General features: G+C 74.8%; 21 protein-coding genes. 8 read left to right on the forward strand and 13 right to left on the reverse strand.

Going from position 1 to position 17,916, the window contains the following annotated elements; all coding sequences use genetic code 11:
• Positions 1–132 precede the first annotated feature (132 nt).
• The 3 genes from H505_RS0107980 to H505_RS0107990 are packed head-to-tail and all read left to right on the forward strand — an operon-like array spanning position 133 to position 1,954.
• Positions 133–594 carry an anthrone oxygenase family protein gene (locus H505_RS0107980; protein WP_026401567.1) on the forward strand — a complete coding sequence of 154 codons (462 nt, stop codon included), beginning with the start codon at positions 133–135 and terminating at the stop codon, positions 592–594.
• Positions 591–938, forward strand: coding sequence for an antibiotic biosynthesis monooxygenase family protein (locus tag H505_RS40480; RefSeq protein WP_064743532.1), 348 nt, complete (start codon positions 591–593; stop codon positions 936–938). The genes H505_RS0107980 and H505_RS40480 overlap by 4 nt, the downstream gene beginning before the upstream one ends.
• The gene (locus H505_RS0107990) at positions 935–1,954 is read left to right on the forward strand and encodes a hypothetical protein (protein WP_026401568.1); all 1,020 of its coding nucleotides are present in this window, start codon (positions 935–937) and stop codon (positions 1,952–1,954) included. Before H505_RS40480 ends, H505_RS0107990 begins: the two co-directional genes overlap by 4 nt.
• A gap of 70 nt (positions 1,955–2,024) precedes the next feature.
• Here H505_RS0107990 and H505_RS0107995 read toward each other — a convergent pair whose 3' ends face one another.
• Positions 2,025–3,146, reverse strand: a complete 1,122-nt coding sequence (locus tag H505_RS0107995; protein ID WP_026401569.1) for a nucleotide disphospho-sugar-binding domain-containing protein — start codon at positions 3,144–3,146, stop codon at positions 2,025–2,027.
• A 7-nt stretch (positions 3,147–3,153) separates the two neighbouring features.
• Positions 3,154–4,695 (reverse strand): FAD-dependent monooxygenase, encoded by a 1,542-nt coding sequence (locus H505_RS0108000; RefSeq protein ID WP_026401570.1) that lies wholly within the window; start codon positions 4,693–4,695, stop codon positions 3,154–3,156.
• Positions 4,696–4,845: 150 nt separating this feature from the next.
• Here H505_RS0108000 and accB point away from each other — a divergent pair, with 150 nt between their 5' ends.
• The 3 genes from accB to H505_RS0108015 are packed head-to-tail and all read left to right on the forward strand — an operon-like array spanning position 4,846 to position 7,741.
• On the forward strand, positions 4,846–5,346 hold the full coding sequence (gene accB, locus H505_RS40485; RefSeq protein ID WP_051300410.1) for an acetyl-CoA carboxylase biotin carboxyl carrier protein: 501 nt from the start codon (positions 4,846–4,848) through the stop codon (positions 5,344–5,346).
• Positions 5,343–6,548 carry a nucleotide disphospho-sugar-binding domain-containing protein gene (locus tag H505_RS0108010; protein WP_051300411.1) on the forward strand — a complete coding sequence of 402 codons (1,206 nt, stop codon included), beginning with the start codon at positions 5,343–5,345 and terminating at the stop codon, positions 6,546–6,548. The genes accB and H505_RS0108010 overlap by 4 nt, the downstream gene beginning before the upstream one ends.
• Complete coding sequence (locus tag H505_RS0108015; protein WP_026401572.1) at positions 6,545–7,741, forward strand: DegT/DnrJ/EryC1/StrS family aminotransferase; 1,197 nt, start codon at positions 6,545–6,547, stop codon at positions 7,739–7,741. Before H505_RS0108010 ends, H505_RS0108015 begins: the two co-directional genes overlap by 4 nt.
• Positions 7,742–7,842: 101 nt before the next feature.
• On the opposite strand, the gene H505_RS40490 is transcribed toward H505_RS0108015, so the two are convergent.
• From H505_RS40490 to H505_RS0108045, 6 genes are read right to left on the reverse strand one after another with little or no spacing between them, the layout of a single operon-like run.
• Positions 7,843–8,262, reverse strand: a complete 420-nt coding sequence (locus H505_RS40490; protein ID WP_051300412.1) for a SchA/CurD-like domain-containing protein — start codon at positions 8,260–8,262, stop codon at positions 7,843–7,845.
• Positions 8,237–8,650 (reverse strand): antibiotic biosynthesis monooxygenase family protein, encoded by a 414-nt coding sequence (locus tag H505_RS50525; protein WP_051300413.1) that lies wholly within the window; start codon positions 8,648–8,650, stop codon positions 8,237–8,239. Before H505_RS50525 ends, H505_RS40490 begins: the two co-directional genes overlap by 26 nt.
• On the reverse strand, positions 8,647–9,423 hold the full coding sequence (locus tag H505_RS0108030; protein WP_051300414.1) for an SDR family NAD(P)-dependent oxidoreductase: 777 nt from the start codon (positions 9,421–9,423) through the stop codon (positions 8,647–8,649). The genes H505_RS50525 and H505_RS0108030 overlap by 4 nt, the downstream gene beginning before the upstream one ends.
• Complete coding sequence (locus tag H505_RS0108035) at positions 9,420–9,884, reverse strand: SRPBCC family protein (RefSeq protein WP_026401574.1); 465 nt, start codon at positions 9,882–9,884, stop codon at positions 9,420–9,422. The genes H505_RS0108030 and H505_RS0108035 overlap by 4 nt, the downstream gene beginning before the upstream one ends.
• Positions 9,884–10,141, reverse strand: coding sequence for a phosphopantetheine-binding protein (locus H505_RS0108040; RefSeq protein ID WP_026401575.1), 258 nt, complete (start codon positions 10,139–10,141; stop codon positions 9,884–9,886). The genes H505_RS0108035 and H505_RS0108040 overlap by 1 nt, the downstream gene beginning before the upstream one ends.
• A 56-nt stretch (positions 10,142–10,197) precedes the next feature.
• Entirely contained in the window at positions 10,198–10,518 is a 321-nt protein-coding gene (locus tag H505_RS0108045) for a TcmI family type II polyketide cyclase (protein ID WP_026401576.1), read from the reverse strand.
• A gap of 200 nt (positions 10,519–10,718) precedes the next feature.
• Between H505_RS0108045 and rfbH the strand changes: the two genes are divergently transcribed.
• Positions 10,719–12,038: a lipopolysaccharide biosynthesis protein RfbH gene (gene rfbH / locus H505_RS0108050; protein WP_026401577.1), complete on the forward strand. Its 1,320-nt coding sequence runs from the start codon at positions 10,719–10,721 to the stop codon at positions 12,036–12,038.
• A 101-nt stretch (positions 12,039–12,139) separates the two neighbouring features.
• On the opposite strand, the gene H505_RS0108055 is transcribed toward rfbH, so the two are convergent.
• Genes H505_RS0108055 through H505_RS0108075 form a run of 5 tightly spaced genes read right to left on the reverse strand, consistent with a single transcriptional unit; the run spans position 12,140 to position 16,289 of the window.
• Positions 12,140–12,865: a class I SAM-dependent methyltransferase gene (locus H505_RS0108055; RefSeq protein ID WP_026401578.1), complete on the reverse strand. Its 726-nt coding sequence runs from the start codon at positions 12,863–12,865 to the stop codon at positions 12,140–12,142.
• A gap of 44 nt (positions 12,866–12,909) precedes the next feature.
• The gene (locus H505_RS0108060) at positions 12,910–13,515 is read right to left on the reverse strand and encodes a response regulator transcription factor (RefSeq protein WP_026401579.1); all 606 of its coding nucleotides are present in this window, start codon (positions 13,513–13,515) and stop codon (positions 12,910–12,912) included.
• Positions 13,512–14,654 (reverse strand): sensor histidine kinase, encoded by a 1,143-nt coding sequence (locus H505_RS40500; RefSeq protein ID WP_158642274.1) that lies wholly within the window; start codon positions 14,652–14,654, stop codon positions 13,512–13,514. The genes H505_RS0108060 and H505_RS40500 overlap by 4 nt, the downstream gene beginning before the upstream one ends.
• Before the next feature lie 13 nt (positions 14,655–14,667).
• On the reverse strand, positions 14,668–15,396 hold the full coding sequence (locus H505_RS0108070; RefSeq protein ID WP_084549974.1) for an ABC transporter permease: 729 nt from the start codon (positions 15,394–15,396) through the stop codon (positions 14,668–14,670).
• Entirely contained in the window at positions 15,393–16,289 is an 897-nt protein-coding gene (locus H505_RS0108075) for an ABC transporter ATP-binding protein (RefSeq protein ID WP_026401581.1), read from the reverse strand. Before H505_RS0108075 ends, H505_RS0108070 begins: the two co-directional genes overlap by 4 nt.
• Before the next feature lie 182 nt (positions 16,290–16,471).
• Here H505_RS0108075 and H505_RS0108080 point away from each other — a divergent pair, with 182 nt between their 5' ends.
• Positions 16,472–17,914, forward strand: a complete 1,443-nt coding sequence (locus H505_RS0108080) for a sugar porter family MFS transporter (RefSeq protein WP_026401582.1) — start codon at positions 16,472–16,474, stop codon at positions 17,912–17,914.
• The last annotated feature ends 2 nt before the right edge of the window (positions 17,915–17,916 follow it).

Here is a 17,916-nt window from a genome sequence, read left to right on the forward strand (position 1 = left end):
CCGGGAAATTCGAATCGTCCAGGAATGCTTTTCTCCAATTGTCCTCTAGCCGTTTTCGAGCGGTGCGCGGAACGCTGATCCGCGGTGCCGCCCGCAGAAGGCCGGGCGCCCTTTCCGCACGGGACGGTGACGATGGTCGAGATTCTGCTGCCGGTGGCGCTGCTCGCCGGCGGCCTCGCCGCGGGAGCGCTGGTGCTGTCCGCGCTCGGCGGGGCGCCGATGCTGCTCGCGCTGCCCGCCGACAGCTACCTGCCGGTCCACAAGTTCCTCGTCACGCGGTTCGACCCGTTCATGCCGATCTGCCTGCTGGCGGCGCTGGTCTGCGACGCGCTGCTGGCGGCGGTCGGGGACGGCGGCGCGACCCGCGCCATGGCCGGGGCGGCCGTGCTCCTGTACGCCTCCGTGGTGGTCGTGTCGGTGACCAAGAACGTGCCGATCAACCGGTGGGTGGCGGGCCTGGACCCGGCCGCGCTGCCGGACGACTTCGACAGCATGGAACCCCGCGTCCGCTGGCGGAACTGGAACCTCGTCCGCACGGTCCTGGCGGTCCTCGGCCTCGCGGTGAACACGGCGCTCGTCGGGGTGCTGCTGTGAGCCGGGCGCGGGTGCTGGTCCACCACCGGGTCCCCGACGGCCGCCCGGACGCGGTCGAGACCGCCTACCGGTCCGCCGTCCGCGGCCTCGCGGGCGTCCCCGGGCTGCTGGGCACCGAGCTGCTGGACGTCCCGGGGGACCCCGCGGCGCGCGTCCTGCTCATGGACTGGACGAGCGCCGAGCACTACCGGGCCTGGGAGGAGCGGCACCGCGCGGCGGGGCACCCGTCGCCGCTGCGCCCGTTCCAGGACCGCGACCGCCCCGGCGGCCACCACCACCTGTTCGTCCTGGCGGCGGAGTACCCCGCCGCGCTGCCCGAAGACAAGGAGATCCCCATCCCATGACCCGGACCTGGTTGACCACGGCGCGGGCGGCGGCACTGGCCGTGCTGCTCGCGGTCGCGGCGGTCGGAGCGGCGGCGCCCGCGCAGGCGGCGCCCGCCAAACCGTCCCGCCTCGGCCCGGCGCCCGTCCTCAACGTGCACGTGACGCCGGACGGCTTCGTCGTGCCCGGCCCGAACCCGCGGCCCGGCGGCCCGGTCACCTTCCGGGTGACCGCCGAGGGCGCCCACGGCTACTGGTGGAACGTCTACAAGCTGCTGGACGGCGCGACGATCGACCAGTTCGTCACCTGGAACGCGGAGCGCGGCTCCGACGACCCCGAGGTGGCGCGCGCCGCGATGAAGAACCTCTACCGCTACGTCGAGTGGTCGGGCGGCGCGAAGGTGTACCCCGGCAAGCCGCTGGAGCTGACCCAGACGCTGACTCCTGGAACGTACTACTTCGGCTCGCTGGCCATCCCCGGCCCCCAGGGCGCCGCCCCCGAACCGGCCGCCGCGGACGGCGGCGTCTCCGCGCGGGTCGCGGCGCCCGCCCCGGACGCCCTGCCGGCCGCGAAGGCCGCCGTGCGGGCGCAGGAGCCGTCGGTCTTCGGCTGGCTCGACATCACCGACGAGTACCGGCCGGCCCGGCTGCCGCGGGTCGACGGCCTCGTCTACATGACCGAAATGGGCGGCCGCGACGTCATGATCGCCCCGCGCCGGCTGCCCGCGCGGGGCCGGGTGTGGGTGATCAACCACACCCGGCAGCCGCAGGAGACCGTGTTCATGGACCTGCGGGACGGCGCGACGCACCGCGACGTCCGCGCGTACTTCGACGCCCAGCTGGACGGCCGCCCGCTGCCGCCGCGCCCGTTCGGCGACTCCATCGGCGGGATGCTCGCGCTGTCCCCGGACAAGCAGATCATCATGGGGTACGAGATGCCCGCGGACACCTACGGGCTGTTCTCCTGGCTGCGCGACTCCGACACCCTCCTGGACGCCGCCGCGACCGGCATGACGAGCGTGATCGACCTGCGCTGACCGGCGCCCGGCGAGACGCCGAAGCGGCCGGCGGGACCTCCCGCCGGCCGCTTCCGCCGTTCCCGCGCCGTCAGACCAGGGCGAGGAGGCGGTCCACCGCCGTCGCCGGGGCGGGCTGCGCCGCGTTCTCCGCCCGCAGCGCCTCCGCGGCCGCCGCGTACCCGGGGCCGTCCAGCACCGCCGCCGCGGCGGCCCGGACCACGGCGGGCGACAGCTCCGCGAACGCGACGCCGCGCGCGGCGCCCGCCGCCTCGAGCCGCTCGGTGTTGAGCGGCTGGTCCCCGATCGACGGGATCGTCACCTGCGGGACGCCCGCCGCGACCGCCGCCAGCGCCGTCCCCGGCCCGCCCTGGTGCACCACCAGCGAGCAGCCCGGCAGCAGCAGGCTCAGCGGCATGGACTCCACGACCCGCACGCCGTCCGGGACCGGCTCCACCAGCTCCCGCTGCCCCTTCGCGATCGCCAGCACGACCTCCGCGTCCAGGTCCGCGACGCCCGCGAGGACGGCCCGCAGCGGGTCGAGGTGGCCGGCCGTCTTCGCGAAGGTCGTCCCCCACGTGACGCACACCCGGCGCCGCGCCGGCGGCTCCGCGAGCCACCCGGGGACCGTCTCCGGGCCGTTGTACGGGACGTGCCGGACGGCGTGCGCGTTCCCGGCGCCCGGTATCTGCAGGGTCGGCGGGCACGGGTCGACGGTGAGGTCGCCGTGCGGGCGCACGTCGGTGAGGCCCAGCCGCGCCCACACCGGGTCGAGCAGCTCCCGCTCGTCGGGGTGCCGCGCGTACGTGTAGTCCACCCCGTACAGGTGGCGGACGGCCGGGACGCCGAGCCGCGCCGCCGCGATGAGCCCGGCGTACGCGCGCGGTTCGTACACCACCGCGTCGCAGCGCCAGTCCTGTGCGAACCGGGTGACGCCGTCGGCCAGCCGCTCGCCGACCGTCGCGAACATCGTCACCGCGCGGGCCGACCGCGCCGCCGGGGCGTCGTCGACCGACGCGCCGCGCCAGAACACGCCCGCGTCGACGTCCTCGCCGATCACCACCGGATGCAGCCCGGTGCCCGCGACGTACTCCGCGAAGGACGGCTGGCACGCCACCCGGACCTCGTGCCCGGCGGCGCGCAGCGCCCAGCCGAGCGGGACCATCGGCAGGTAGTGCGACGCGGTCGCCCACGTCGTCATCAGCACCCGCATCGCTTCCTCACCCCTCCACCGGGACGGCGGGCAGGGCCCCGCCGTCGGTCGACCGCCAGGCCACGAACCCGTCCGGGCGCACCAGCACCGCGCCGTCCGGGGGCAGCCCGTGCCGGGCCGGGAACGTCCCGCCCGGGTCCTCCACGTCCACGCCCAGGACGAACGTCCGGACGTCCGGCCCGGCGCCCTTCGCCCAGTGCGCGCCCTCCGGGCCGGTGACCAGCGTGTGCTCCGGCCCGTACAGGTCGAGGCTGGACACCGGGCGGCCCGCCAGCTCCAGCGGGACGTGCGGCGCGCGGGTGCCCGGCTCGCCGGACAGCTCCGCGGGCTCGACGGCCGCCGGGCCGCCGCCCGTCCCGTACCGGTAGCCGAAGACCACCGCCTCGTAGGAGGCGGTGCTCTCCGGGCGGCCCGGCACGTCCCGCCCGGTCCGGACGTGCAGCTGGTGCAGGGCCTGCGCGAGCGTCAGCCACGCGACGGGCCGCCGCTCGGCGTCGTACCCGTCCAGCAGGGCGTCCGCCTCGCGCGCCGGTGCGCCGGCGGCCGCGGCGAGCCGCCACGCGAGGTTGTGCGCGTCCTGCACGCCGGTGCTGGCGCCGAGGGCGCCGCTCGGCGGCATGACGTGCGCGGCGTCGCCGGCCAGCAGCACCCGGCCGGCCCGGAACCGGTCGGCGACCCGCGCCGCGATCTCGTAGCCGAGCACCGTCGTGCCGTCCGGGAGCTGCGGGACGAGCGCGACGGCCGCGTCCGGGAGCCCCGCCATCGCCCGGACCGCCGCGACGCACCGGGCCTCGTCGAAGTCGGCGAGGGACTCGCCGCGCTCGGGCCGGAACGGGATGCTGAGCACCCAGCCGTCCGCCGCGTCGTGCCGCAGCAGGACGGTGCCGGGGGCGGGGCGGTCCAGGTTCGCGATGTCGATCCGCCGGCCCCGCAGGACGGGCTCCAGGTCGGCGCGGAACACGAACGTCGCGGTGTGGCCGAGCGCCCCGGGGCCGTCCGCCCCGACGCCGAGCGCGGCGCGGACCGGGCTGCGGTGCCCGTCCGCGCCGACGAGCCGGTCGGCGGCGACGCGGTACCCGCCGCCGTCGCCGGTCCGGACGGTCGCGACGACGCCGTCGCCGGTGTCGGTGAAACCGGTCAGCTCGTGCCCGAACCGGAGCACCGCGCCCAGGTCCGCCGCGCGGGCCGCGACGATCGCCTCGAGCCGGTCCTGCGAGATGGTCGCCCACGCGCACGGCCCGATCCGCTCGTCCGCGGTCTCGGGTTCCAGCGGCACCCGCCGCAGCTCCGGTCCGGCGAGGGTCTCCGCGCGGACCAGCAGCGAGTCGCCGCCCAGCTCGTAGGTGCAGGCGGCGCGGATCGCCGGCTCGATCCCGAGCCGCCGGTACAGTTCGACGGTGCGCGGGTTCACCGCCCGCGCCCGGGGGTGCGCGAGCGCGTCCGTCCGGCGTTCCAGCAGCGTCACCGGCACGCCGTGCCAGGCCAGGAAGGCGGCGGCCGACAGGCCGGTCAGGCCGCCTCCCGCGATGAGAACCGAAGTCCGTTCCATTCGCTCCCTCCCGTGCCGCGCCGCGGGCGGACGCGCGCGGCGGCAGTCTCACCGGCGCGGTTCGAGCCCGGCTGGAGCTTCGCTGGGTCCGCGCCGGCGTCCAGCCTCCTTCGAGCGGCCCGCGAACCGGGTCCGGCATGCTCGGGATCCATGGATGGCGAAGAACCTCAGGACGTCGTCGAAACGTTGTGCCGCCGCTCGGCGGAGCTGCTGGCGAGCCTGCCCGGCCCGGTCCGGCGGCTCAGCCTCCAGAGCGGGGAGGCCCGGCTGGAGCTCGAGTGGCCCGAGCCGGCGGCCGCACCGGCCGCCGCGGCCGCCCCGGCGGCGGGGACGGGCGGCCCCGCGGCCGTCCCCGCCGCCGGGCCCGCCGCCGAACCCGAGGACGACCGGGACTACCTGCGCGCCCCGATGGTCGGCACCTTTTACCGGGCGCCCGCGCCGGGCGCCGACAGCTTCGTCGCCGAGGGCGACGTGGTCGCGGCGGGCAGCCAGATCGCGATCATCGAGGCGATGAAGCTGCTCAGCCCGGTCAACGCCGACCGGCCCGGACGCATCCTGGAGGTGCTGGTCGAGGACGGGGCCCCGGTCGAGTACGACCAGCCGCTGTTCGCGATCGCCGCCGAAGCGGACGAGGCCGGGAGGGCCGCGTGAACCCGGGCGGGCCGCTGCGGGTCCTGTTCACCACCTGGGCGTGGCCGTCGCACTACTTCCCGATGGTGCCGCTGGCGTGGGCGTTCCGCGCCGCCGGGCACGAGGTGCTGGTCGCGAGCCAGCCCGCGCTCGCCGGGACGATCGCCCGGTCCGGGCACCCGGCCGTGGCGGTGGGGTCCGACCTCGACATCGTCGGCTACCACCGCACCGAGCACGCCGGGCTGCGGGTCACCCGCGACGCCGAGCCGCCGGCGGCCTGGAACGCGGCGAAGCGCACCCGCGTCCAGCAGGGGTTCGCGAAGTTCGCCGAGATCGCCGACCTGATGGCCGACGACCTGCTGGACGTGGCGCGCCGGTGGCGCCCGCACCTCGTGGTGCACGACCCGCTCACCTACGCGGGCCCGCTGGTCGCCGGGCTCGTCGGCGTGCCCGCCGTCCGGTCGCTGTTCGGGCCGGACTTCAACGTGGACATCGCCGACCTCGAGTCCGCCGCGGCGCAGCCGCTCGCCGACCGGTTCGGCGTGGACCGCATCGACCCGCTCGGCGACCTCACCGTCGACCCGGTGCCGGGCGCGCTGCAGTTCCCCGCGCCGCTGCGCCGCCTGCACGTCCGGTACGTCCCGTACAGCGGGCAGCCGAACATGCCGGGCTGGGCGCTCGACCCGCCGGACCGCCCCCGCGTCCTGGTGAGCTGGGGCACCACCACCGCCAAGTTCAGCGCGGAGCACGCGGCCCGGCTGCCCGAGGTGGTCGCCGCGCTCGCCGGGCCGGACGCCGAGGTGGTGTTCGCGGTCACCCCCGACCAGCGGGCCCTCGTCCCGGACGTCCCGGACGGGGTCCGGCTCGTGGAGTCGGCGCCGCTGGACGCGCTGCTGCCGGGCTGCTCCGCCGTCGTCCACCAGGGCGGCGCCGGGACGACGCTGACGGCGGCGCTGCACGGCGTCCCGCAGCTCGCGGTCGTGCAGACCCCCGACCAGGTGGTCAACGCGATCCCGCTGGAGAAGTCCGGGGCGGGCGCGTTCCTGGTCCCGGACGAGACGACCCCGGACGCGCTGCGCGACGGCGCCGCCCGGCTGCGCACCGATCCGTCGGCGGCCGCCGCGGCGCGGGGGCTGGCCGCCGAGATGCGGGGCCGGCCGTCCCCGGCCGCCGCCGTCCGGACGCTGGAACGGCTCGCGCACGGCGAAGGAGAGACGACGTGAAGCGCACCCTCTCGGACCTCGCGGTCTTCGGCGGGGACCCCCTGTTCGGCGAGACCCTGCACACGGGGCGGCCGAACCTCGGCGACACCGCGGCGTTCCTGGACCGGGTCCGCGGCGTCCTGGACCGCCGGTGGCTCACCAACAACGGCCCGCTGGTGCTGGAGTTCGAGCGCCGGGTGGCGGCGCTGGCCGGGGTCGAGCACTGCGTCGCGATGTGCAACGCGACGATCGGCCTCCAGGTCGCCGTCCGGGCGCTGGGACTGACGGGCGAGGTCATCGTGCCGTCGTTCACCTACCCGGCGACGCCGCACGTCCTCGGCTGGACGGGCGCGACGCCGGTGCTGTGCGACGTCGACCCGGTCACCGGGAACCTGGACCCGGCCGCCGTGGAGCGCGCCGTCACGCCGCGGACGACCGGCATCCTGGCCGTCCACGTGTGGGGGCGGCCGTGCTTCCCGCGCGAGCTGGAGGAGGTCGCGGCCCGGCACGGGCTGGCGCTGCTGTTCGACGCCGCGCACGCGTTCGGCGTCACCGCGGACGGCGTCCCGGTGGGCGGCTTCGGAGCCGCGGAGGTGTTCAGCTTCCACGCCACCAAGTTCGTCAACAGCGTCGAAGGCGGCGCGCTCGTGACGAACGACGCCGACCTGGCCGACCGGGCCCGGTCGCTGCGCAACTTCGGGTTCGCGGGCGAGGACGTCGCGGCGGTCGGCACCAACGCCAAGATGAACGAGCTGTGCGCCGCGATGGGCCTCACCTCGCTGGACTCGCTCGACGGGCTGCTGCGCACCAACAGGGCCAACCACGCGGCGTACCGGGAGGGGCTGCGGGACGTGCCCGGGATGACCCTGCACGAGTACCCCGCCGACGTCCGGGCCAACCACCAGTTCGTCGTCGCGGAGGTGGACGAGCGGGCCTGCGTCGGCCGGGACGCCCTGATGCGGGTCCTCGAGGCGGAGAACGTCGTCACCCGGGCGCACTTCTCCCCGGGCTGCCACCGGATGGCGCCCTACAACGCGACCGCGGACCCGGCCGGCTTCCCGCACACCGAGGCGCTCGCGGCCCGGGTCATCACCCTGCCGACCGGCAACGCGGTCGGCGCGCCCGAGATCGGCGCGCTGTGCGGGCTGCTGGACTTCGTCGCCCGCAACGGCGCCGACGTCGCCCGCCGCATGGAGGAGCCCGTCCCGGCCTGACGCCGGCCGCGGGCGGGAGCGAGCGGACGAGAGCGCGCGGACGAAAGGGAGGGGCCCGGCGACATTCGCCGGGCCCCTCGCCCCGTTCGTCCGCCGGTCCGTCAGCCGTCCCCCGCGAACGCCTTCTCGCGGATCCGCTCGGCGATCTCGCCGGGCAGCTGGAACTGCTGGACCTCCGCCATCAGCGCCGTCTCGAAGTGCGCGACGAACCCCTCGGGCGTCGTGGTGTCGGTCGCCCGCGGCGTCGCCAGGTACGGCGCCAGCTCCGTCTCGATGAGGTGGACGCCCTCCTGGACGGACATGTGCCGGGCGACGTCCTCGACCGTGCCGCCCTCGTAGTGGATGACGCGGATCATCAGGCCGCCCTGGATGAACAGCCCCGTGCCCAGCAGCATCCCGACCGGGGCGCCGTCCGCGTCGTGCAGGACGGGCGACTCCGGGCGGCGGAACCGGCTGAACACGTCCCGGATCTCCGCCTCGTGGCCCGGCTTGACGTCATACGTGATCGCCGCGTACGGCATCGGCGGCCTCCCTTCCGCTCTCCGGCGCGCCTTCCCGCGCGCCCTCCCGGTCGCTTTCCCCGGCGCCCTCCCGGTCGTTTCTTCCGGCGCCCTCCCGGTCGACGACCCGGCACAGCAGCGCCGGCGGGTCGTCCGGCGCCCGGTACTCCCGCAGCGACGCGGTGACCCGGTGCTGAGCGGCGTCGCGGGCCCACCGGTCGAACGCGTCCGCGTCGGCCCACTCGCTCATCACGACCCGCTGGTCGCCGCACTCCCACAGCTCGTTGCCGAGCAGGCCGGGCGTGCCCGCCATCGCGCGGCTGATGCGGTGGTACTGCGCCGCCAGCTCGTCCGCCCGCTCGCCGGGCCGGTGCCAGACCAGCACCCGGACGCGCCCGGTCGCGGTCACAGGCCGCCGTCCACGTTGACGGTCTCGCCGGTGACGAACGACGACAGCGGCCCCGCGAGGAACATCGCCACCGCCGCGACCTCGGCCGGGGACGCCAGCCGGCCGAGCGGGCTGCGCTTGCGGTACTCCTCCAGCCGCGCCGCCATCCCCGGGTCGGCGGCGTCCTCCGCGTCGGGCTCGGTCGTGTCGACGATGCCGGGCGCGACCACGTTCACCCGGATCCCGCGCGGCCCCAGCTCCTTCGACAGGGACCGGGCGAGCCCGAGCAGCGCCGACTTGGACGCCGTGTAGTGCGCCCGGAGCGGGATGCCCACCAGCGCGGCCTTCGACCCGACGAACACCAGCGACGACCCCTCGCCCAGCAGCGGCAGCGCCCGCTGCGCCAGCAGGAACGCCGAGGTCAGGTTCGTGTCGATCACCCGGCCCCACTCGTCGTCCGGCAGCTTGTCGAACGGGACGTGGCTGATGATCCCGGCGTTGTGGATCAGCGAGTCGAGCCGCCCGAACCGGGTCCTCGCCTCCTCCAGCAGCGCCTCGACGTCCGCGGCGCGGCCCACGTCGGCCTTCACCACCGCGTGGTTCCCGCCGGTCTCGGCGAGCTCCTTGCGGAGCCGCTCGGCCGCGTCCTCGTCGGAGGAGTAGCAGGCGACGACGTCGGCGCCCGACTCCGCCAGCCCCAGCACGATGGCGCGTCCGATGCCCTTCGTGCCGCCGGTCACCAGGTGGGCGCCGCCGGTCACCAGCCGGGCGCCGCCCGGGATCACGGTCGTCATCGCATGCTCCGTTCCGCGGCGGCCTGCTCGACCAGCTTCTTGATCCGCTCCATCTGGACGCGGGTGTTGCGGTTGATGTTGTCGGTCATCCACGCGTCGTCGACCGGCGCCTCCGGGCGCATGTGGAAGTCCTGCACCCAGTGCATCTCCACGCCGCCGTCGACCTCGCGGTACTCCCAGAAGATGCTCATGAACTCGAAGTTGCCGGGCTCGACGCGGCGCGCCCGCACGGTCCGGGTCGCCGGGTCCGGGCGCCGCTCGGACACCCAGCTCCACTGCTTGCCGTTCTCGTCCGGGTGCATCGTCAGCCGGAAGCGGATCGCCCCGTCCTCCTCGGACAGGATCTCCGCCGCGGCGTACTCGCTGAACAGCGACGGCCACGACGCCACGTCGTTGGTCATGTCCCAGACCAGGTCCATCGGGGCGTCGATGACGACCGAGTTCTCGGTGTGCCCGGCCATCACGCGGCCGCCGACTTCAGCGAGTTCACGTGGTCCAGGAAGGCGCGGGGCGTCTCGAGCCCCGTCAGCACGTCGTCGTCCACCTCGATGCCGTACTCCTGGAAGAGCTGCACCGACAGCTCCAGCACGGCCAGCGAGTCGTAGCTCAGCTCGCCGAACGACCGGTCCAGGATGTCGCCGTCCAGGTCGACGTTCTCGTCGTCGCCCGCGCTGGCCCGCATGAGCCGCCGCAGGTCATCAAGCGTGATCTCGCTCATCGTCCTTCTCGATCTCCCTCGCAGTGGCCGGCCGGGTGCCCCGGCCGGGAGGCCGGTCAGCGCGCCGTCCAGCGGTAGAACGGCTCCGCCATGGCGTCCTTCGGCTCTTTCCAGTTCGGGTCGTAGGGGCGGATGTGCTCGGCCAGCCGCGTGTTGATGTCGCCGTACAGCGGGTGGCTCCGCGCCTTGTACAGCGACGGGGCGATGTCCTCGTCCGCCTCCACGAGGTGGAAGTACAGGTCGTGGAACCGGAACAGGCTCCGCGCGGACACACCGATCATGTGCGGCAGGTCCGTGGCGTCGGAGTCGGCGAAGATCTTCGCGACGTCGTCGGCCCGGTCCGGTTCCATCCGGGCGACGATCAGTGTCCGGTGCATGCGCGCTCCCTCGTGTCGGCGGGCTCCATCGGCGGGCTCCATCGGCGGGCTCCGTCCCCAGGGCACCCGGCGGCGCTAGAGCCGCGCTCGAAGGCGACTGGTCGCGCCGCCCGGCGCGGGTCCTTCCAGCGCCGCCCTAGCCGCCTTCGAGGACGCGCCGCGACGATCGGTGGCATGGCCGAAGCTGGAGGCACCACACGATGACGAGCGACGCCGCAGCACTGTTGGAAAGCGTCCGCGACTACCACCGGTCGCGGCCCGAGCCGCGGTTCGAGCCGGGAGTGACGCCGATCCTGCCCTCCGGGGCGGTCCTGGACGAGGAGGACCGGGCCGCGCTCGTGGCCGCCGCCCTCGACCTGCGGATCGCCGCGGGGCGGCACTCGCGCCGGTTCGAGAGCCGGTTCGCCCGGGTCGTCGGCGGCAGCCGCGCCCACCTCACCAACTCGGGATCGTCGGCGAACCTGCTGGCGCTGGCGGCGCTGACGTCGCCGCAGGTGGAGAACCGGCTGCGCCCCGGCGACGAGGTGATCACCGCGGCCGCCGGGTTCCCGACGACCGTCAACCCGATCGTGCACAACCGGCTCACCCCGGTGTTCGTGGACGTCGAGCTCGGCACCTACAACGCCACGCCGGAGGCGGTCGCGGCGGCGATCGGGCCGCGCACGAAGGCGATCATCCTCGCGCACACCCTCGGCAACCCCTGGGCCGCCGACGAGATCGCCCAGATCGCCGCCGACCACGACCTCTGGCTGATCGAGGACAACTGCGACGCGGTCGGCTCCACCTACCGGGGGCAGCCCGCCGGCTCGTTCGGGCACATGTCGACGGCCAGCTTCTACCCGGCGCACCACATCACGATGGGGGAGGGCGGCTGCGTCGTCGTCGGCAACCCCAAGCTCGCGCGGATCGTCGAGTCGTTCCGCGACTGGGGCCGCGACTGCTGGTGCGAGCCCGGTGAGAGCAACCGCTGCCTGAAGCGGTTCGACTACCAGCTCGGCTCACTGTCGTACGGGTACGACCACAAGTACACGTTCTCCCACGTCGGCTACAACCTGAAGAGCACCGACCTGCAGGCCGCGCTCGGGCTGAGCCAGCTGGAGAAGCTCCCCGCGTTCGGCGCGGCGCGCCGCCGCAACTGGGCGGCGCTGCGCGAGGGCCTCGCCGACCTCGAGGACGTGCTGCTGCTGCCGTCCGCGACGCCGGACAGCGACCCGTCCTGGTTCGGGTTCCTCATCACGATCCGCGAGGACGCGCCGTTCACCCGCCGCGAGTTCGTCGCGTTCCTGGAGGAGCGGCAGATCCAGACGCGGCTGCTGTTCGGCGGCAACCTCACCCGGCACCCCGCCTACCAGGAGGTCGAGTACCGGGTCGCCGGCGACCTCGCCAACAGCGACGTCATCACCGACCGGACGTTCTGGATCGGCGTCTACCCGGGCATCACGCCCGAGATGACCGACTACATGGTGGAGTCCGTGCACGAGTTCGTCGGCGCGCGCGTCCGCGCCCGCCAGCCCGCCTGACCCGCGGTCTCCGCCGCCTCCCGGGGACGGGAGCGCCGCGCGAACGAGGACGGCCCCGCCGGGAGCTCCCGGCGGGGCCGTCCTCGTTCGCTGCCGCGGTGCTACTTGCGCACCCCCACGAACAGGCCGCACCCGAACGTCTCGTCCGGCTCCTGGAACTCGGCCTCGCAGCCCGCCGCCGTGAACGCGTCCAGGTACTGGTCGCGGGTGAACAGCGAGAGCACCTGCGTCTCGGTGAAGTGGCGCATGCCGTCCGGCCCGGCGAGCACCACGTGGATCTCCATGTTGACGTTGCAGTCGGTGCGCTCGTCCCGGGTGGTGCGCGACACCCGGGAGATCGTGAGGTCGCCGTCCCGGACGACGCTGGTGGACACGTACCCCTCCAGGAAGTCCTCCGGGAAGTACCAGGGCTCCACCGCGACGACGCCGCCGTGCTCGACGTGCCGCGCGATGCAGTCGAGCGCCTGGCCGAGCTGCTCGACCGTCCGCAGGTAGGCGATGGACGCGAACATCGAGATCGCCGCGTCGAACCGGCGGCCGAGGTCGAAGTCGCACATGTTGCCCGAGTGCAGCGGCAGGCCGTCGCCCAGCTTGCGGCGCGCCACCCCGAGCATCTGCCCCGTGTACTCCAGGCCCTCGACCTCGGCGAACTCCTTGCGGAGGTGCACCAGGTGCTCCCCGGTGCCGCACGCCACGTCGAGCAGCGACCGCGCGTCCGGGCACCGCCGGCGCATCCGCTCGGAGACCGTCGCGGCCTCGTTCTCGTAGTTCTTGCCCCGGCCCCGGTAGATGAGGTCGTACACCTCGGCGAGATTCTGTTGGAACATGCCCGCAGCGTCGCGCGCGGCCCTCACGGGGCGGTCGAGGAGCGTTAGAGCCAGCCGTTGTCCTCGGCGATCCGGACCGCCTCGCTGCGGGTCTTCGCGCCCGTCTTGAGGATCGCCGACGACAGGTGGTTGCGGACGGTGCCCTTCGCCAGGTGCAGCCGCGCGGCGACGTCGGCGACCCGGGAGCCGTCGGCGGCGGCGCGCAGGACGTCGCGCTCGCGGTCGGTGAGGGGGGAGCGGCCCAGGCTGACGCTCGCGGACGCCAGCTTCGGATCGACCACGCGGTCGCCGGCGTGCACCCGGCGGATCACCTCGGCGAGCCGGTCCGCGGGGGTGTCCTTCACGACGAAGCCGGTCGCGCCGCCGTCCAGCGCGCGCTGCAGGTAGCCGGGACGTCCGAACGTCGTGACGATCACGACGCGGCACCCGGGGTACGCGCGGGCGATGTCGGCGGCGAGGGCCAGGCCGTCCCGCCCGGGCATCTCGATGTCGAGCAGCGCCACGTCCGGCCGGTGGTCGCGGACCGCGGGCAGCACCGCGTCGCCCGTCCCGGCCTCGGCGACGACCTCCAGGTCGTCCTCCAGCGTCAGCAGCGCCGCCAGCGCGCCCCGGAACAGATGCTGGTCGTCGGCGAGCAGGACGCGGATCATGCCGGCACGTCCAGCGGTACGCGGGCCACCACCCGGAATCCTCCCTCCTCGCGGGGTCCGGCGGCGAGGGTCCCGCCGGCCCCGGTGACGCGTTCGGTGAGCCCCGCGAGCCCGTTCCCGGGCACCGCGGCGCCGTCGCGCGTCCCGATGCCGTCGTCGGCGACCTCCAGCTCGGCGCAGCCCCCGACGCGGCGCAGCCGGACGGCGCAGTGCGCGCCGCCGCTGTGCCGGACGACGTTCGTCGCGGCCTCCCGCAGCACCCAGGCCAGCAGGGACGCGGCCGCGGGCGGCAGCTCCTCGCCGGGCCGTTCGACGGTGCAGGCGATGCCTCCGGCGGTGAGGACCTCGCGCACGCCCTCCAGTTCCTGGTGCAGCGACCGGGCCCGGTACCCGGCGACGGTCGCCCGGACGTCGTCGAGCGCGCGCCGCGCGACCTGCTCGATGGCGGTCATCTCGGCGGCGGCGCGCTCGGCGCCCCGCTCGGTGTCGCGCTCGACGAGCCTGCGGGCCAGCTCGCTCTTGACGGTGATGGCCGACAGCGTGTGCCCGAGGGTGTCGTGCAGGTCGCGGGCGAACCGCAGCCGCTCGCTCTCCACCGCGAGCCGCGCGATCTCGGCCCGGGCCGCCTGCAGCTCGGCGACGGTCTCCGCGAGCTGCACGAAGATTCGCACCGCGACCGCGATGATCGTCGCCTGGCCGAGGATCGCGACCAGCTCCGCGAGCGAGAACCCCACCGCCCAGGCCAGCAGCGGCTGCGAGCCGAGGACGAGGGCGCAGCCGAGCATGTACCCGCGCGCCCGGAGGCTGACGGCGAACGCCGCGAACAGGTAGTAGGGGTGGGCGATCAGCCAGTCCTGCGGGAGCTCGAACACCAGGCCGATCGAGACGACGACCAGGCAGGCCAGCGCCACCGGCGCCCGGTTCTGCCCGAAGCGGTCGACGGACGCCCACATCACCCGCAGGTAGAGCAGGGCGAACGCCGCGATGCCGGCCAGCGTGATCGCGACGTCGGCGGGGGAGTGGGCGCCCTCGAGGAAGACGATCGTGGGGAACACCAGGTAGACGAGGAACAGGGCGAACCAGATCCGCTTGGCCGCACCGGTCCGCCACCACGCGCCGTCCAGTGTCTGTCGGTCCACGGTCGTCATGGTGTCATCCCGCGGCGGCGACCCGCTTGTACCGCCATGCCGCGATCGCGGCGAAAACGACCGTCCATGCCGCGAGCCCGCCGATCGCGGTCAGGTTGACCGGCTCGCCGTCCACGACGTCCCACCCGAGCGACCCCGCGAAGTACGCCGGGGACGCCTCGGCGAACGGCCGCAGCCCCTCGGGGAACAGCGAGGTGGGCCACCACAGGCCGCCGAGGATCGCGAGCGCGAAGTAGAGGCCGACGGTGAGGCCCTGCGCGGCCTGCCCGGCGGCGAGGTAGCCGATCGTGACGCCGAGCACCGCGAACGGCGTCGCGGCCAGCCACACCAGCACGATGATCTCGAGCCACTGCAGGGCGTCCAGCCGGACCTCGCCGACGAACGCGCCCGCCAGCAGCACCAGGCCGAGCGCCAGCGGCACCACGAACAGCCCGGACAGCGTCTTGGCGATGACGTAGGCGCGGGTGGTCAGCGGCGTGATCGCGAGCTGCCGCGTCCAGCCGCTGTGCCGCTCGGTCGCGATGCTGCCCGCGGCGAGCAGCGCCATGCCGAGCGACCCGTAGGTCGCCATCGACACCATGACCGCCGCCGGGTCGGCGTTCGGGTCGTCGGCGCCGATGTCGAGGACCTTCACCAGCATCAGGTACATCCCGACCGGGAACGCGGCCAGGTACATCAGGAACTGCGGGCTGCGCAGCAGCCGGATCACTTCCAAACGCAGCAGGGCGCTCACGACACCTTCTCCCCACGGGTCAGGGCGACGAACGCCGCCTCCAGGTCGACGCCGCCGACCTCGATGTCGCGGGCGTCGTCGTGCTTCGCCAGCAGCGCGCGCAGCGTCGCGTCGGCGTCGGTCGAGGTGATGTGCACCCGGGTGCCCTCGACGTCCAGGTCGGTGACGCCCGGCAGCGCGGCCACCGCGGCCGCGTCGGGGGCGTCGAGGGTCACGTGGACGGCGCGGCCGGGGACCCGGTTCTTGATCTCGGTGCCGCTGCCCTCGGCGACGACCCGGCCCTCGGTGATCAGCGCGATCCGGTCGGCGTAGGCGTCGGCCTCGGCGAGGTAGTGGGTGGCGAACACGATGGTGCGGCCGTCCTCGGCGAGGCGGCGCAGCTCGTCCCAGAACGCCTGGCGGGACGCGACGTCCATGCCGACGGTGGGCTCGTCGAAGATCAGCAGTTCGGGGTCGCCGATGAGGGTGAGCGCGAAGCGGACGCGCTGCTTCTGGCCGCCGGACAGCTTGAGCACCCGCCGGTCCCGCTCCGCGGTGAGCCCGGCGCGCTCCAGCACCTCCTCCACGGGGCGCGGGGAGGGGTACCAGGAGGCGAAGGCGCGCAGCAGGTCGGCGATCGTCGCCTCGTCCACCAGTCCGTTGTCCTGGAGCATCGCGCCGACGCGCCCGGCCGCCAGCGCGGCCCGCGGCGGGCCGCCCAGCACCTCGAGGGTGCCGGCGTCCGGCCGGGTCAGGCCGAGGACGGTGTTCAGCGTCGTCGACTTGCCCGCTCCGTTGGGACCGAGGATCGCGACGACCCGGCCGCGCTCGATCTCCAGGTCTATTCCGTTGAGCGCCGTGACCGGGCCGTACGTCTTGCGTACGCCCGCCAGGCGGATCGCGAGGTCCGTCATGGCACCAGCGTCCCGCCCGCGCGGTCCCGGTGACAGTGCGAAATGTCATGGACCGCGGCGGCGCCGCACGATCATTTTGCGAAAGCTCGAGATCCCGTCCGGCGGCGCCGGGAAGGCCGGGGGAGGACGTCCGGTGATCGGCATCGGCGCCGATCGGCGGGCCCGGCCGGGAGGGGACGAGCATGCAGGGGTTCTCCGGCGCTCCGGGGCGCGAGGGGCCGCCGGCCGACGTCCCGCCCGCGGGGCTCCGCAAGATCTGGACGTGGGGGGCCCTCATCGCCCTCGGCGGCTTCCTGCTCGGGTTCGACACCGGGGTGATCTCCGGGGCGCTGCTGTTCATCCGGCCCGAGTTCGGCCTGAGCCCCGTCCAGCAGGGCGGCGTCGTCGGCGTGCTGGTGCTGGGCGCGCTGGCGGGCGCCCCGGCGTCCGGCCGCCTCGCCGACCGCTTCGGCCGCAGGCGGGCGCTCGAGGCGGAGGGCCTGGTGTTCCTGGCCGGGACGGTGATCGCCGTCTTCGCCCCCGGCTACGGGACGCTGCTGGCGGGACGGCTCGTCCTCGGGCTCGCGGTCGGGGCCGCGTCCGCGACCGTCCCCGTCTACCTGTCGGAGATCGCCCCGAAGGACCTCCGGGGCCGCCTGCTGACCCTCAACCAGCTGATGATCGCGCTCGGCGTCCTGGTCGCGTACCTGGTCGCCCTGGCGTTCTCCGGCTCCGGGGACTGGCGCGCGATGATCGCGGTCGGCGCGATCCCGGGGTTCGCGATGGTGGCCGCGGCGGTGCTCGTCCTGCCGGAGTCGGGCGTGTGGCTGCTCGAGCACGGGCGCCGCGACCGGGCCCGGGAGGTGATCGCCTCGGTCACCGGCCCGGCGTCCGCCGACCGCCTGATCGAGCGGTACGAGCGGCGGACGGGCGAGGAGGCGGCGCGGCGCGGGCCGGGGGAGACCGGGGCGCGGGCGCTGCGGGAGGCGCGCCTCCGCCCGGCGCTGGCGGTCGGGCTCGCGCTCGCGGCCCTGCAGCAGTTCGCGGGGATCAACACGGTCTTCTACTACGCGCCGACGATCATCGAGCGGACCGGGCTGACGGCGTCGCACGCGATCTCCTACGCGATCGCCATCGGGGTCGTCAACCTGCTGATGACGCTCGTGGCGGTCCGCGCCGTCGAGCGCGCCGGGCGGCGCCCGCTCATGCTGGGGTCGCTGGCCGTGATGACGGTGGCCATGGTCCTGCTCGGCCTGTCGTTCGCGGCGGACTGGCCGTCGGAGGTCGCGCTGGCGTTCATGGTCGTCTACATCGCCGGTTACGCGGCCGGGCTGGGGCCGGTGTTCTGGACGCTGATCGGCGAGATCTTCCCGGCGCGGGCGCGCGCGGCGGGCTCGGACGCCTCGGCGGCCGTCAACCGGGCGTCCAACGTCGCGGTGAGCCTGGCGTTCCTGCCCATCGCCGGCGCGATCGGCCAGGGCGGGACCTTCTGGATCTTCGCGGCGGTCTCGCTGCTCGGGCTGCTGTTCGTCGTCCGCTGCGTCCCGGAGACCGAGCACCGCGACCCCGCGTCCATCGATGCAGACCTCCGGCGCCGCTTCGAGCGCCGCCCGCCGGACGCGGCCGCCGGCGGCCGTCCCGGCTGACC

The organism is Actinomadura rifamycini DSM 43936, from assembly GCF_000425065.1.
Taxonomy (GTDB): Bacteria; Actinomycetota; Actinomycetes; order Streptosporangiales; family Streptosporangiaceae; genus Spirillospora; species Spirillospora rifamycini.